Source organism: Nonomuraea sp. NPDC050786, from assembly GCF_040654115.1.
Lineage (GTDB): Bacteria > Actinomycetota > Actinomycetes > Streptosporangiales > Streptosporangiaceae > Nonomuraea.
Window position 1 is genome coordinate 316423 of record NZ_JBFAHJ010000003.1, and the last position, 13028, is coordinate 329450.

Below are 13028 nucleotides of genomic sequence, written 5' to 3' on the forward strand. Positions count from 1 at the left end.
GCCCGGAAGCTGACAAGATTTCCCGTATGGATGTAGTGGATCGAGTCCGGGGCTGCCTCCTCGGCGGCGCGATCGGCGACGCGCTGGGGGCGCCGATCGAGTTCCAGTCACTGCGGCAGATCCGCAGGGATCACGGGGTGGAGGGCATTACCGGATATGTCGCTGACTGGCGCGGCAAATCCGGCCTCGTCACTGACGACACCCAGATGACCCTCTTCACCGTGGAGGGCCTCCTCCGCGCCCGTACCGGCTCAGAGGCTGGCACCCCCGGAGGCGGGGCGGCGCAGGTGGTGGAGGCGGTGCGGCAGGCGTACCTGCGCTGGCTCGACACCCAGGACCACCACGCTCCCCCGCCGGCGGACCGCCCGCACCGCAGCGGGTGGCTGCGCGAGGAGCGCTGGCTGTACTCGCGGAGAGCCCCGGGCAACGCCTGCCTGTCCGGCCTCCACCGGCCGTTCCCCGGCCCGTCCCCGCTGGGCAACCCCGGCCCGGTGAACCCCGGCTCGAAGGGCTGCGGCACCGTCATGCGCTCGGCCCCCTTCGGCCTGATCGCGCCGCACGACCCTCAGGAGGCGTTCGAGGTGGCGGCGGCATGCGCGCAGATCACGCACGGGCACCCGACCGGCTACCTGGCCGCGGGGGCGTTCGCGGCGATCGTCGCGCGGCTGGCGGCGGGCGAGGCACTGGAGCCGGCCGTCCACAGCACCCTGGAACTGCTGGCCACGTACCCGGCGCACGACGAGACCACCGCGGCACTGCGCGCGGCCGTGGCGCTGGCCGCCGGCGGCGGGCACTCGCCGGAGCGGGTCGAGTCGCTGGGCGGCGCGTGGGTGGCCGAGGAGGCGCTGGCCATCGGCGTGTACTGCGCCCTGGCCGAGCCCTCCGTGGAACGCGCGCTCCTGCTGTCCGTCAACCATTCGGGGGACAGCGACTCCACCGGCTCCGTCTGCGGCAACCTGCTCGGCGCCCTCCACGGCGTCGCCGCCCTGCCCGCCGCCTGGCTGCGACCGCTGGAGGGCCGCGACACGATCGAGCGCCTCGCCTCGGAGCTGGCCGGGTGACGCGGACCACATGGTGTCCACGTCGCCGGGCCGGCGTCTAGGCTGGAGCCTCTCCAGCCGATGAGGAGAAGGCGCATGCGAAACGTCGCTCGGACCTCCCTGGTGGACGCCGCCATCGACGAGCTCCGCAGGGAGATCGCGCGTGGGGTGTGGCCGGTCGGCACGAAGATCCCTTCGGAGAGCCAGCTCGCGCAGAGCCTCGGCATGAGCAGGCTCTCCGTGCGCGAGGCGGTCCGCGTCCTGGCCCACGCGGGGCTGCTGCACACCCGCCAGGGCGACGGCACGTACGTGACCGCCACCGACGAGTCCAAGGTCGCCCTGCGCCGGCGGCTCGACACGGCGGCCGCCATGGACATCATCGACGTGCGCCGCGGCCTCGACCTCGTCGCGGCCAGGCTGGCCGCCGGCAGGCGCACGGAGGAGGACCTGGCCGCGATGCGCGAGACGCTGGCCCGCAGGGACGCGGCCGGCCGGGCGGGCGACCTCGACGGGTTCGCCGACGCGGACGTGGAGTTCCACGTGCGGGTGGCGGACGCGGCGCACAACCCGCTCCTCGCCGACCTCTACCGCAGCATGAGCGACGCCCTGCGCGACAGCATCAGGCCGGAGCAGTCGGGGCTCGACCTGGACGGCTCCCACGACGACCTGCTGCGCGCGATCGAGGACGCCGACGTGACCAGGGCGGTCGCCGTGTCGGTCGCCATCCTCGACCAGCAGGAACGCCACCTCTGACACCGCCCGGACGGCCCGCGACGCCTCACCCGGCGCGGTCCGGTCGCACGCACGTCGGCTGGGAGGCGGCGAAAGCCGGGGTGAGCCGCGACGCGGTGCCGCTCGGGAAAGCGGCGTCGCAGAGCACACCCCGGCGATCTACCCAAGCCCCGCTCAGCGGCCTCGTGGCACGGGGCATGGCACCATCTGCCCCTGCCGAAGGGGCGTAATCATGGCGGGAACGGCCCGCAGCAAGAATTCTCTTCATGAGACCCCCAAGGCCTGCGACTTTTCCCGGCAGGGCGCACAATGGAAGTGAGGCGAGAATTCGGCGAGGAGCGAGGAGGCTTACGCCGTGTCCGCCGCCGGACGCGAATATCTGACTGCGATGCTCGACGTTCTCGTTTACGAGAACGTGCTGGTCGCGTGGCGAAGGATTCCCTGGATCGGCTACCTGATCGTCTCGCACGAGGGCGAGGAGATCCGGTTGACCACGCGACAGGCGGAAATGTGGGCGCGCGGCGCCTTCGCCGTGTATCTGGCGCTCGTGGACCAGCGCCGTATCACTCCGCGCATCCCCGGCGACACCCCGCAAACATAGCCCGCCATAATGTCGCGGTAAATATTGATGTGCGCGGCCGGGATCAGGACGGTTTGTTGTTCATCAGCTCCGTGATCTTCCACTCGGCGCCGTCTTTCATGAGCAGGAACAGCTCGCGGTGAGTGCTGTTCCCCGACTTGCTCGTCGAGCGGACGACGGCGTCCTTGTCGCCGATCGTGCGCACGTCGTCGACGGTGTACGTGGCCTGCTTCGCGCTCCCGCCCTGGAGCACCTTCTGGACGAGGGCGCGGATCGCGTCGGGGCTCTCCGCCGTGGGCGCGCCGTCCAGCTCGACCACCGCGGTGCTGGCGAACGCGCCGACGACCTGGTCCAGGTTCCCGGACTTGAGCGCGGAGAAGAAGTCCTCGACGGCCGAGCGGGGCAGCCCGGCGCCGCTGCTCGTCGCGGTCGGCGTGGCACCCTCGCTGATCGTCTCCTCCGGCTCCCCGGTCTCGGTCTCGCCGGGCGACGTCTCCTCCGTCGTCTCCTCCGTCGGGCTCGCGGCGGCCCCCTTCATCGCTTGCGTACCGTTACCGCCCACGGCGCAGCCCGCGACCAGGAAGGCCGGGACGACCGCCGCCAGCAGGAGCCCTCTGCGCTGAAAAATCTTGCTCATGGCCGCTTGATGCCCCGGCAGGTCTTTCGCGAATGCGGGGTTTGGCCACTCAGCACGACGCCTTTACCTCTGCCGGGTATTACTCACAGTAACGGTTCACGGGATTTGGTGAGACCGGTCAGAGCTTTGATCGTTGCCGCCGCGCAACCAGATCACCGGGCGCCGCCCGATAACGTCCGTCCGGTGCCGCGAATTCAGGCGAACCCCGAACCTCTCCCCCAGCGCGAGGACGCCGAACGTTGCGACAGCGTCGACTCAGGACGGCGTTGCGTGCTGCCGGCGGCTCATCGGAGCCCCCATGTCTATCCCCCGGTGGAGACTGGAGCATAGCCGCCGAGGGGCCGCCGGCGCAGCCGATATGTCAGAACGGCAGCGCCGGGCAGCACTCCTGCAGGGCTAGAGGCCGACCTCCACGCGGCCGTCCGCCACCCGTACCGGATAGACCGGCACGGCCACCGCCTCCTCGTCCAGGCACTGCCCGGACACCAGCGAGAACACCTGCTTGTGCAGCGGCGAGGCCACGGTCGGCTCGCCCTTCCTGGTGCCGACGATGCCGCGGGAGAGCACGTACGCGCCGCTGAACGGGTCGAGGTTGTCCAGCGCGTGCAGCTCGCCGTCGTAGGTCCGGAAGATCGCCACCTGCACGCCCTTCACCAGGGCGCAGACGCCGCGCTCCGGCAGCATGGTCTCGTAGTCGCAGATCCGCGTCCAGTTGCTCATCGGGCCATCACCGGCTTGATCTGGCCGCGCTCGCTGGCGAAGACGATGGACGGGTCGGGCACGCCGGGGGCGTTGACGAAGCTGACGAACCTGCTCAGCTTCTCCGGGTCGTCCAGGGTGGCCGCCCACTCGTCGGCGTAGGTGGCGATGTGGTTCTCCATCTGCGCGTCCAGGTCGGCGCAGATGCCGAGCGAGTCTTGCATGATCACCTCACGGAGATAGTCGAGGCCCCCGTCCAGCGACTCGAGCCAGGCGGCGGTGCGCTGCAGGCGGTCGGCCGTGCGGATGTAGAACATGAGGAATCTGTCGATGGTCCTGATCAGCTCGTCGGTGCTCAGGTCCGTGGCCAGCAGGTCGGCGTGGCGGGGCTTGAAGCCGCCGTTGCCGCCGACGTACAGGTTCCAGCCCTGCTCGGTGGCGATGATGCCGAAGTCCTTCGACCTGGCCTCGGCGCACTCGCGGGCGCAGCCGGAGACGGCCGACTTGAGCTTGTGCGGGGAGCGCAGCCCTCGGTAGCGCAGCTCCAGCGCGATGGCCAGGCCCACCGAGTCCTGCACGCCGTAGCGGCACCAGGTCGAGCCCACGCACGACTTCACCGTGCGCAGCGCCTTGCCGTACGCGTGGCCCGACTCGAACCCGGCGTCCACCAGCCGCCGCCAGATCTCCGGGAGCTGGTCGACCCGGGCGCCGAACAGGTCGATGCGCTGCCCGCCGGTGATCTTCGTGTAGAGGCCGAAGTCGCGGGCCACCTCGCCGATCACGATCAGCTTGTCGGGGGTGATCTCACCGCCGGGGATGCGCGGCACCACCGAGTACGTGCCGTTCTTCTGCATGTTGGCGAGATAGGCGTCGTTGGTGTCCTGCAGCGCGGCCAGCTCGCCCTCGAGCACGTGGCCGTTGTGCAGCGAGGCCAGGATCGAGGCCACGGCCGGCTTGCAGATGTCGCAGCCCCTGCCCTGCCCGTGCTCGGTGATGAGCTGGGAGAACGTGGTGATCTTGCGGACCCGTACAATGTCGAAGAGCTCGGCCCGCGAGTACGTGAAGTGCTCGCACAGCGCCTTGCTGACCTCGACGCCCGACTTCTCCAGCAGCTGCTTGAGCATCGGCACGCAGCTGCCGCAGGTCGTGCCGGCGCGCGTGCAGGCCTTGATGCCGGGCACGTCGGTGACGCCCTTGTCGGCGATGGCCGTGCGGACGTCGCCCGCGCAGACGTTGTTGCACGAGCACACCTGCGCCTCGTCGGGCAGGTCCAGGCTGGCCCCGGCCCCGCTGAACAGCAGGTCGGACGGCGAGGCGGGCAGTTCCTTGCCCACGAAGGGCCGCAGGGAGGTGTACGGGGAGGCGTCGCCCACGCAGATGCCGCCGAGCAGCGTCTTCGCGTCGTCGCTGATGAACAGCTTCTTGTAGACGCCGGCGACCGGGTCCATGTAGGTGACGTCGAGCGCTCCGGTCATCGCCCCGAACTGCGCCACCTCGACGCCGAGCAGCTTGAGCTTCGTGGACATGTCGGCGCCCTCGAAGGTCGAGGCGCCGCCCATGATCCGGTCGGCCGCCACCTCGGCCATCGAGTTGCACGGGCCGACGAGCCCGTAGACCATGCCGCCGACCAGCGCGCACTCGCCGACCGCGTAGATCGAGGGGTCGGAGGTGAGCATCGCGGAGTCCACCACGATGCCGCCCCGCTCGCCCACCTCGAGCCCGGACGACCTGGCCAGCTCGTCACGGGGCCTGATGCCCGCCGAGAAGACCACGACCTGCGCGTCCACCAGCGTCCCGTCCGGCTTGCGCAGGCCGGTGACCCGGCCGTCGTCGCCGGTGACGATCTCCTGCACGCCGGCACCGGCGTGCACGCTCAGCCCGAGCCCCTCGATGTGGGACTTCAGCACCGAGCCGCCGCCCTCGTCCACCTGCCGCGGCATCAGCCAGGGGCTCATCTCGACGATGTGCGCCTTCAGCCCGAGCGCGCGCAGCGCGTCGGCGGCCTCCAGGCCGAGCAGCCCGCCGCCGATCACGACGCCCTCGACCGCGTCCTTGGCGGCCACCCTGATGGCGTCCAGGTCCTCGATCGTCCGGTAGACGAAGGCGTGCTCGGCGCCGGGCACCGGCGGCACGAACGGCGCCGACCCGGTGGCCAGCACGAGCACGTCATAGGGCTCGGTGCCGCCGTCCGCCATGGTGACCAGGCGGGCGTCCCTGTCGATGCCGGTGACCCGGCTGCTCAGCCTCGTCACGACGCCCACGGGCACCTGGTAGGTGAGGTCCTCGGCGGTGATGCCCGACAGATAGGAGGTCAGGGCCACCCGGTCGTACGCCGGGCGCGGCTCCTCCCCGATGACCGTGATCCGGCCGTCGAAGCCCTTGTTCACGAGGGTTTCGACGAGCCGGTGGGCCGTCGGCCCGTACCCAACGACGACGATCCTGCTCATACGGAGATCCCTTCCTGCTCGCACAGCCAGCCGACGATGCCCTCCACGGCGTCGCGGCAGGTCCCGCATCCGGTCGTGGCCCTGGTCGCGGCCGCCACTCCGGCCACGTCGCGTGCCCCGGCCTCCCAGCACGCCCTGATCTGTCCCTTGGTCACGTTGTTGCACTGGCAGATCTTGGCCGCGTCCGGCATCAGCGTCGGGCTGTCGGCCACCGGTGTCGTCGACAGCCCCGGGAACAGCAGCCCCGCCCGGTCCCCCGGCACCTGCGCGCCGCGGTCGAAGAGCTGGGTGAGCGTGCCCACGGCGTCGCTCTCGCCCAGCACGATCGCGCCGACCAGCCGCCCGTCGCGGATGACGAGCTTGCGGTACGTGCCGCGGGCCCGGTGGCTGAAGCGCACCACCTCAGCGTGCTCCTCGGTGAGCTGGGTCTCGCCCATCGCGGCCAGCTCGACGCTCCTGGCCTTGAGCCTGGTGACGAGCCGGGAGCCCCGGTAGAGCGCCTTGCCGCCGGTGATGACGTCGGCGGCCACGGTGGCCTGCTCCCAGGCCGGCGCGACCAGGCCGTACACGGTGCCGTCGTGCTCGGCGCACTCGCCGATGGCGAAGATCGACGGGTCGTCCGTACGCAGCTCGTCGTCCACGACGACCCCGCGCCGCACCTCCAGCCCGGCCTCGGCGGCCAGCCCGGTGACGGGGCGGACGCCGCAGGCCAGCACCACGAGGTCCGCCTCGACGAGCTCGCCGCCGGTCAGCCGGACGCCGTCCTCCTGGACCGACTCGGCGCTGACGCCGGTGCGGATCTCCACGCCGAGCCCGGCCAGCGTCTCGCCCAGCACGAGGCCCGCCTCGACGTCGAGCTGGCGCTCCATGAGGTGCCCGGCCAGGTGCAGCAGCGTCACGGGCAGGCCGCGCCCGGCCAGCCCGCGGGCCGCCTCGATGCCGAGCAGGCCGCCGCCGACGACCACGGCCCTGCGGGCCCGCTGCGCGACCTCCATGATCCGCTCGCAGTCGTCGAGCGTGCGGAACGGGATGGCCCGCTCCACGCCGGGGATCGGCGGCACTATGGCCTCGCTCCCGGTGGCCAGGACCAGCAGGTCGTACGGCTCGCGCCGCCCGCCCTCGGTCACCACGTGCCTGGTGTCCCTGTCGATGTGGGCGACCGCGTCACCGAACGCGGCCTCGACGCTGTGGGCGTCGTACCACGCGGAGTCGAGCAGCCGCACCTGCTCGGGGCGCGAGCTGCCGGCCAGCACGTTGGACAGCAGCACCCGGTTGTACGGCTGGCGCGACTCCGCGCCGAACACAGTGATCTTGATGTGCGGGTCCCTGTCGCGTACCTCGCTGACCAGCCGCGACCCGGCCATCCCGTTGCCGACGACGACGAGCCTCATTGGTTCTCCTCAATCGTGGAGACCCCCGGCGCGATGCCGCAGGGTTCGGTATCGTGCTCGGCGGTGGCGATAACCAAGCCACCATGTGCATGGCCTGCAGTGCCCTCGCCGCCGGGCTGGCGGAGAGGTGAAACGCCTGTGGAGGGCTGGTAAGACCCGACCCGTGAGAGCGGCGACGGCGCGGCCCTGTGAAGCAGGAAGATCCACCCGCGAGGGCTGGAATCCCTCGGCTTCGGCCGTGTGGAGGAAGTCAAGAGTCCCTCTCCACCCTCACAGCGCAGACCTTGAACTCCGGCATCTTCGACGTCGGGTCCAGTGCCGGGTTGGTGAGCCGGTTGGCGCCCTCCCAGTGGAAGGGCATGAAAACGGTGTCGCGCCTGATGGCGTCGCTGATCCTGGCCACGGCCTTGCTCTCGCCCCTCCTGCTGCTGACCCGTACGACGTCCCCGGGCGAGATGTCGAGCTGCTCGGCGAGGTCCGGGTGGAGCTCGACGTACGGCTCGGGGACGGCCTGGACGAGCGGCGCGATCCTGCGGGTCTGGGCGCCGCTCTGGTAGTGGGCGAGCACCCGGCCGGTGCTCAGGTAGATCGGGTAGTCCTCGTCGGTCTCCTCGGCCGCGGGCCGGTGCTGGACGGGCACGAACCTGGCCCGGCCGTCCGGGGTGGCGAAGGAGTCGAGGAACGGGCGCGGCGTGCCGGGGTGCCCGGGCTCCGGGCAGGGCCAGAAGACGCCCTTCTCGGCGGTGATGCGCTCGTAGGTGATGCCCGAGTAGTCGGCCAGGCCGCCCCGGCTCGCCCGGCGCAGCTCGTCGAAGATCTTGACCGGCTCGGTCTCGAAGCGGTGTCCGAGCCGTTCGGCGAGCGCCGCGATCACGTCGAGGTCGCTCCTGACGCCCTCGGGCGGCGCGACGGCCTGGTCGCGGAGCAGGACGCGGCCCTCGAGGTTGGTCATGGTGCCGCTCTCCTCGGCCCACTGCGTCACCGGGAAGACCACGTCGGCCAGCGCCGCGGTCTCGGACATCACGAAGTCGCAGGTCACGAGGAGGTCGAGGGAGGCGATGCGCTCGGCCACGTGCTCGGAGGCCGGCGCGGAGATCACCGGGTTGGACCCGAACAGCAGCAGCGCCCGCGGCCCGTCCGGGGTCCCGAGCGCGTCGAGCAGCTCGTACGCCGACCGCCCGGGCCCCGGGAGGCTCTCCGCTGGGACCCCCCACACGCTCGCCACGTGCTCGCGCGCCGCCGGGTCGTCGATCTTGCGGTAGCCGGGGAGCTGGTCGGCCTTCTGCCCGTGCTCCCTGCCGCCCTGCCCGTTGCCCTGCCCGGTGACGCACCCGTACCCGGAGCCGTGCCGGCCGGGCAGCCCCAGCGCCAGCGCCAGGTTGATGAACGCGGTGACCGTGTCGGTGCCCTTGGCGTGCTGCTCGGCGCCGCGCCCGGTCAGGATGTACGCGTTGCCCGCCGCGGCCAGCGCCCTGACCGCCTGCCGCATCCGGTAGACCGGCACGCCGGTGATCCGCTCGACCCGCTCCGGCCACCAGGCGGCCAGCGACGTGCGCACCTCCTCGAAGCCGGTGGTGCGGGCGGCCACGTACTGCTCGTCCACGAGCTCGTCCGCGATGGCCAGGTGGAGCATCCCGAGCGCCAGCGCCAGGTCGGTGCCGGGCATGGGCTGCAGGTGCAGCCAGGCCAGCTTGGCCGTCTGCGTGCGCCGCGGGTCGATGACGATCAGGCGCGGGCCGCTCAGGTGGCGCACGAACGGCGGCATGGTCTCGGCGACGTTCCCGCCGGCCAGGAGCACCACGTCGGCCTCGGCCAGGTCGGTGATCGGGAACGGCATGCCGCGGTCCATCCCGAACGCCTTGATCGAGGCCGCCGCGGCCGACGACATGCAGAAGCGGCCGTTGTAGTCGATCTGGCTGGTGCCGAGCGCGACCCTGGCGAACTTGCCGAGCGTGTAGGCCTTCTCGTTCGTGAGCCCGCCGCCGCCGAACACGGCCACGCCGTCGGGGCCGTGTTCGGCGCGGATGGCGGCCAGCCGCTCCGCCACGTAGTCGAGGGCGACGTCCCACTCCACGGGCTCGCCGTGGAGGAGCGGGGCGGTCAGGCGCTCGCCGTTGGTGAGCAGCTCGCCCGCCGTCCAGCCCTTCTGGCACAGCGCGCCCGAGGCGTTCGCGGGGATGTCGGTCCTGGGGCTGATGGCCAGTCCGGGGCCGATCTCCATGCCGCACTGGAGCGCGCAGTACGGGCAGTGCGTCTTCACGGGCTCGCTCATTGGGTCAGACCCGGGCATAGGCGAGGCTGGCCACGACCGAGGCGCCGACCTTGCGGGTGTAGCACCACCAGGTCAGGGCGAAACAGGACACGTAGAAGACGCCGAAGGCGAGGAAGGCGGGTGCCGGGGTCCCGGCGGCGGCGAACGCCATCCCGAAGGCCCGGTTGATGAGGAAGCCGCCCAGCGCGCCGACCGCCGAGATGATGCCGATGGCCGCCGACGCCTGGCGCTTGCCGTACAGCAGGCTCTCCTCGCTCTCGCCGCGCTCGGCGATCGCCTTGGCCTGGAAGATGGCCGGGATCATGCGGTACGTGGAGCCGTTCCCGATGCCGGCGGTCACGAAGAGCAGCTGGAAGGCCAGGAAGAAGAGCCAGAAGTCGCCCGAACCGCTGGCCAGCCAGACCAGGAGCACGCCGCCGCCCATCCCGGCGAAGTTCCAGAGCGTGACCGGGGCGCCGCCCAGCCTGTCGGCCAGCCAGCCGCCCACCGGCCTGATCAGCGAGCCCAGCAGCGGCCCCACGAACGCCACCGCGGCGAACGGGGCCTCGGGGAAGAGGCTCTTGCTGAGCAGCGGGAAGGCGGTCGAGTAGCCGATGAACGAGCCGAACGTCCCGATGTACAGGAACGACATGATCCACGTCTGCGCCTTGCCGGCCACGGCGAGCTGCTGGCGCGGGTTCGCCTTGGCGCTGGTGAGGTTGTCCATGAAGAACCAGGCGCAGGCGGCGGCCACGACGATGAACGGGATCCAGAACCATCCGGCGGCGGCCAGGCCGAACGCGCCGATGACCAGCGGCATGACCAGCTGGACGGAGCTGACGCCGATGTTGCCGCCGGCCGCGTTCAGCCCCAGCGCGACCCCCTGCTTGTTGCGGGGGTAGAAGTAGGTGATGTTGGCCATGCTGGAGGCGAAGTTCCCGCCGCCGAACCCGGCCAGGGCCGCGATCACCAGGAAGAGCCAGTAGGGGGTGGCCGGGTTGCTGACCGCCACCCCGAGCAGCACGGCCGGGATGAGCAGCAGCGTCGCGCTCAGCACCGTGAAGTTGCGCCCGCCGACCTTGGCCGGGCCGAACGTGTAGGGGACGCGGAGCACCGAGCCGACCAGGTTGGGCAGCGCGACCAGCCAGAAGAGCTGGTCGGTGGAGAACTCGTAGGCCCCCATCTTGGTGGCCACGATGCTCCACACCGTCCACACGGTGAAGCCGAGGTGCTCGGCCAGGATCGAGAAGATCAGGTTGCGCCGTGCGACACGCTTGCCTGAACTCTCCCAGAAGGCTGGGTCATCGGGGTGCCACTCGGCGATCCAGCGCGCCATCGAACTCTCTCCTACGCTCGGCGTCCGGGGAGTTCCAAGGTAGGAAGCGCGCGTTACGCACTTTGACGATCCGTGGCTGTGCGTTCGTTACGTGTGATTCACCGCTGTAACAAGCCACGCACAAGCGTCACGGACGAAACACGCTCGTAATGATCGACTACCGCTCACCGAAACGTGGGCGTCACCTATGTCACGGTACGTGACCATCAGTCCCGAGGGGCGGCCAGGCGCTGGAGCGGCTCGTCGGTCATCCGGTACCTCAGCCACTCGTCCTGGCGCACCGCGCCGAGCTTGTCGTAGAACGCGATGCTGGGCTCGTTCCAGTCGAGGACCGACCATTCGAGCCGCTGGTAGCCCCGCTCGTCGCAGATGCGGGCCAGCTCCTTCATGAGTGCCACGCCGTGGCCGGCGCCGCGGTGCTGGGGGCGTACGTAGAGGTCCTCCATGTAGATGCCGTGCACTCCCCGCCACGTCGAGAAGGTGAGGAACCACAGCGTGAAGCCGGCCACCTCGCCGTCCTGCTCGGCGATGTGGACGAACGCGGCGGGGTGGTCGGAGAAGAGCGCCGCGTGCAGCTGCTGCTCGGTCGCGCGTGCTTCGTGCGCGGCCTTCTCGTACGTGGCGAGCTCCCTGATCATGCTGAGGATCTGGGGGACATCGGCGGGTGTGGCGGGTCGAATCATGCCGTTCAGTATCGGCCATCCCGTGAGGCGACCGGACGGAACCTTTCACCGGTTACGTGCCCGGCCCAGGTCGCGGAGCTGGTCCTGACCACCGTTCGGGAGGCGCGCCCCTGGGCCGGCGGCCCGTTGACCATCCTGGAGACTGTTACCCATGGAACAACGCACGTTGGGACGGACAGAGCGCCAGGTGGGCATCGTGGGCCTGGGCGCGTGGCAGCTCGGCGCCGACTGGGGGCAGGTGACGGAGGACGACGCCGTCGCCACCCTCAGTGCCGCCGTGGACGCGGGCGTCACCTTCATCGACACGGCCGACGTCTACGGCGACGGGCGCAGCGAGCAGATCGTCGGCCGCTTCGCCAAGGACCGCCCGGAGCTGACCGTCGCCACCAAGATGGGCCGCCGGCTCGAGCAGATCCCCTCGAACTACGTGATGTCCAACTTCCGCGCCTGGAACGAGCGCTCCCGCCGGAACCTGGACGTGGACACCATCGACCTGGTCCAGCTCCACTGCCCGCCGACTCCGGTGTATTCGACGGACGCGGTCTTCGACGCCCTGGACACGCTGGTGGCCGAGCAGAAGATCGCCGCGTACGGGGTCAGCGTGGAGACGTGCGAGGAGGCGCTGACGGCGATCGCGCGGCCCGGGGTGGCGACCGTGCAGATCATTCTCAACGCGTTCAGGCTCAAGCCGCTGGAGCGGGTCCTGCCCGCGGCCCGCGCCGCCGGGGTGGGCATCATCGCCCGCGTCCCGCTGGCCAGCGGCCTGCTGTCCGGCCGGTACGACGAGCACACCACCTTCAGCTCCGACGACCACAGAAACTACAACCGGCACGGCGAGGCGTTCGACGTCGGGGAGACCTTCTCGGGCGTGGACTTCGGCACGGGCCTGGAGGCGGTCCGCCGCCTGGCCCCGCTGGTGCCCTCGGGCGTGACGATGGCCCAGTTCGCCCTCCGCTGGATCCTCGACCAGGAGGGCGCCTCGGTGGTCATCCCGGGCGCCCGCAACCCGGCCCAGGCCACCGCCAACGCCTCCGCGGCCTCCCTGCCTCCGCTCGACGCGGCGACCCTGAAGGCGGTCCAGGAGATCTACGACGACCTGATCCGCCCCCAGGTCCACCACCGCTGGTAGGGCGGCGCTGCTTGCCGGCACCGCGAGACCCCTCTGGTAGGGGCGGCGATGGTTGCCGGCACCGCGAGACCCCTGTGGCCGTACGGTGAGGCAGGGGTTGCGG

General features: G+C 71.0%; 11 protein-coding genes. 4 read left to right on the forward strand and 7 right to left on the reverse strand.

Annotated elements, in window-relative coordinates; genetic code table 11:
- Window positions 1-26: 26 nt before the first annotated feature.
- The 3 genes from AB0H84_RS09055 (at window position 27) to AB0H84_RS09065 (ending at window position 2373) form a co-directional block, all read left to right on the forward strand.
- Complete coding sequence (locus AB0H84_RS09055) at window positions 27-1061, forward strand: ADP-ribosylglycohydrolase family protein (protein ID WP_357600481.1); 1035 nt, start codon at window positions 27-29, stop codon at window positions 1059-1061.
- Window positions 1062-1136: 75 nt separating this feature from the next.
- Complete coding sequence (locus AB0H84_RS09060) at window positions 1137-1793, forward strand: FCD domain-containing protein (protein WP_357600484.1); 657 nt, start codon at window positions 1137-1139, stop codon at window positions 1791-1793.
- A 334-nt stretch (window positions 1794-2127) separates the two neighbouring features.
- Window positions 2128-2373, forward strand: a complete 246-nt coding sequence (locus AB0H84_RS09065; protein WP_357600487.1) for a hypothetical protein — start codon at window positions 2128-2130, stop codon at window positions 2371-2373.
- 43 nt (window positions 2374-2416) lie between these two features.
- Here the strand turns inward: AB0H84_RS09065 and AB0H84_RS09070 are convergent, their stop codons facing one another.
- From AB0H84_RS09070 to AB0H84_RS09100, 7 genes are all read right to left on the reverse strand, one after another.
- Entirely contained in the window at window positions 2417-2989 is a 573-nt protein-coding gene (locus tag AB0H84_RS09070; RefSeq protein ID WP_357600490.1) for a nuclear transport factor 2 family protein, read from the reverse strand.
- Between the two features lie 396 nt (window positions 2990-3385).
- The gene (gene nirD, locus AB0H84_RS09075; RefSeq protein ID WP_357600493.1) at window positions 3386-3709 is read right to left on the reverse strand and encodes a nitrite reductase small subunit NirD; all 324 of its coding nucleotides are present in this window, start codon (window positions 3707-3709) and stop codon (window positions 3386-3388) included.
- Window positions 3706-6135 (reverse strand): nitrite reductase large subunit NirB, encoded by a 2430-nt coding sequence (nirB, locus tag AB0H84_RS09080; RefSeq protein ID WP_357600496.1) that lies wholly within the window; start codon window positions 6133-6135, stop codon window positions 3706-3708. Before nirB ends, nirD begins: the two co-directional genes overlap by 4 nt.
- Complete coding sequence (locus AB0H84_RS09085; RefSeq protein WP_357600499.1) at window positions 6132-7526, reverse strand: FAD-dependent oxidoreductase; 1395 nt, start codon at window positions 7524-7526, stop codon at window positions 6132-6134. The genes nirB and AB0H84_RS09085 overlap by 4 nt, the downstream gene beginning before the upstream one ends.
- Before the next feature lie 250 nt (window positions 7527-7776).
- Entirely contained in the window at window positions 7777-9798 is a 2022-nt protein-coding gene (locus AB0H84_RS09090; protein ID WP_357600502.1) for a molybdopterin-dependent oxidoreductase, read from the reverse strand.
- 4 nt (window positions 9799-9802) lie between these two features.
- Entirely contained in the window at window positions 9803-11113 is a 1311-nt protein-coding gene (locus AB0H84_RS09095; protein WP_357600505.1) for an MFS transporter, read from the reverse strand.
- A gap of 206 nt (window positions 11114-11319) precedes the next feature.
- Window positions 11320-11796: a GNAT family N-acetyltransferase gene (locus tag AB0H84_RS09100; RefSeq protein ID WP_357600507.1), complete on the reverse strand. Its 477-nt coding sequence runs from the start codon at window positions 11794-11796 to the stop codon at window positions 11320-11322.
- A 151-nt stretch (window positions 11797-11947) separates the two neighbouring features.
- Here AB0H84_RS09100 and AB0H84_RS09105 point away from each other — a divergent pair, with 151 nt between their 5' ends.
- Window positions 11948-12925, forward strand: coding sequence for an aldo/keto reductase (locus tag AB0H84_RS09105; RefSeq protein ID WP_357600510.1), 978 nt, complete (start codon window positions 11948-11950; stop codon window positions 12923-12925).
- The last annotated feature ends 103 nt before the right edge of the window (window positions 12926-13028 follow it).

What these genes read in the sequence shown, in the direction of transcription:
- AB0H84_RS09100 (WP_357600507.1), bottom strand. Translation starts at nt 11,796, where the DNA reads ATGATTCGACCCGCCACACCCGCCGATGTCCCCCAGATCCTCAGCATG.
- AB0H84_RS09090 (WP_357600502.1), bottom strand. Translation starts at nt 9,798, where the DNA reads ATGAGCGAGCCCGTGAAGACGCACTGCCCGTACTGCGCGCTCCAGTGC.
- AB0H84_RS09095 (WP_357600505.1), bottom strand. Translation starts at nt 11,113, where the DNA reads ATGGCGCGCTGGATCGCCGAGTGGCACCCCGATGACCCAGCCTTCTGG.
- nirB (WP_357600496.1), bottom strand. Translation starts at nt 6,135, where the DNA reads ATGAGCAGGATCGTCGTCGTTGGGTACGGGCCGACGGCCCACCGGCTC.
- AB0H84_RS09070 (WP_357600490.1), bottom strand. Translation starts at nt 2,989, where the DNA reads ATGAGCAAGATTTTTCAGCGCAGAGGGCTCCTGCTGGCGGCGGTCGTC.
- AB0H84_RS09060 (WP_357600484.1), top strand. Translation starts at nt 1,137, where the DNA reads ATGCGAAACGTCGCTCGGACCTCCCTGGTGGACGCCGCCATCGACGAG.
- AB0H84_RS09085 (WP_357600499.1), bottom strand. Translation starts at nt 7,526, where the DNA reads ATGAGGCTCGTCGTCGTCGGCAACGGGATGGCCGGGTCGCGGCTGGTC.
- nirD (WP_357600493.1), bottom strand. Translation starts at nt 3,709, where the DNA reads ATGAGCAACTGGACGCGGATCTGCGACTACGAGACCATGCTGCCGGAG.
- AB0H84_RS09105 (WP_357600510.1), top strand. Translation starts at nt 11,948, where the DNA reads ATGGAACAACGCACGTTGGGACGGACAGAGCGCCAGGTGGGCATCGTG.
- AB0H84_RS09055 (WP_357600481.1), top strand. Translation starts at nt 27, where the DNA reads ATGGATGTAGTGGATCGAGTCCGGGGCTGCCTCCTCGGCGGCGCGATC.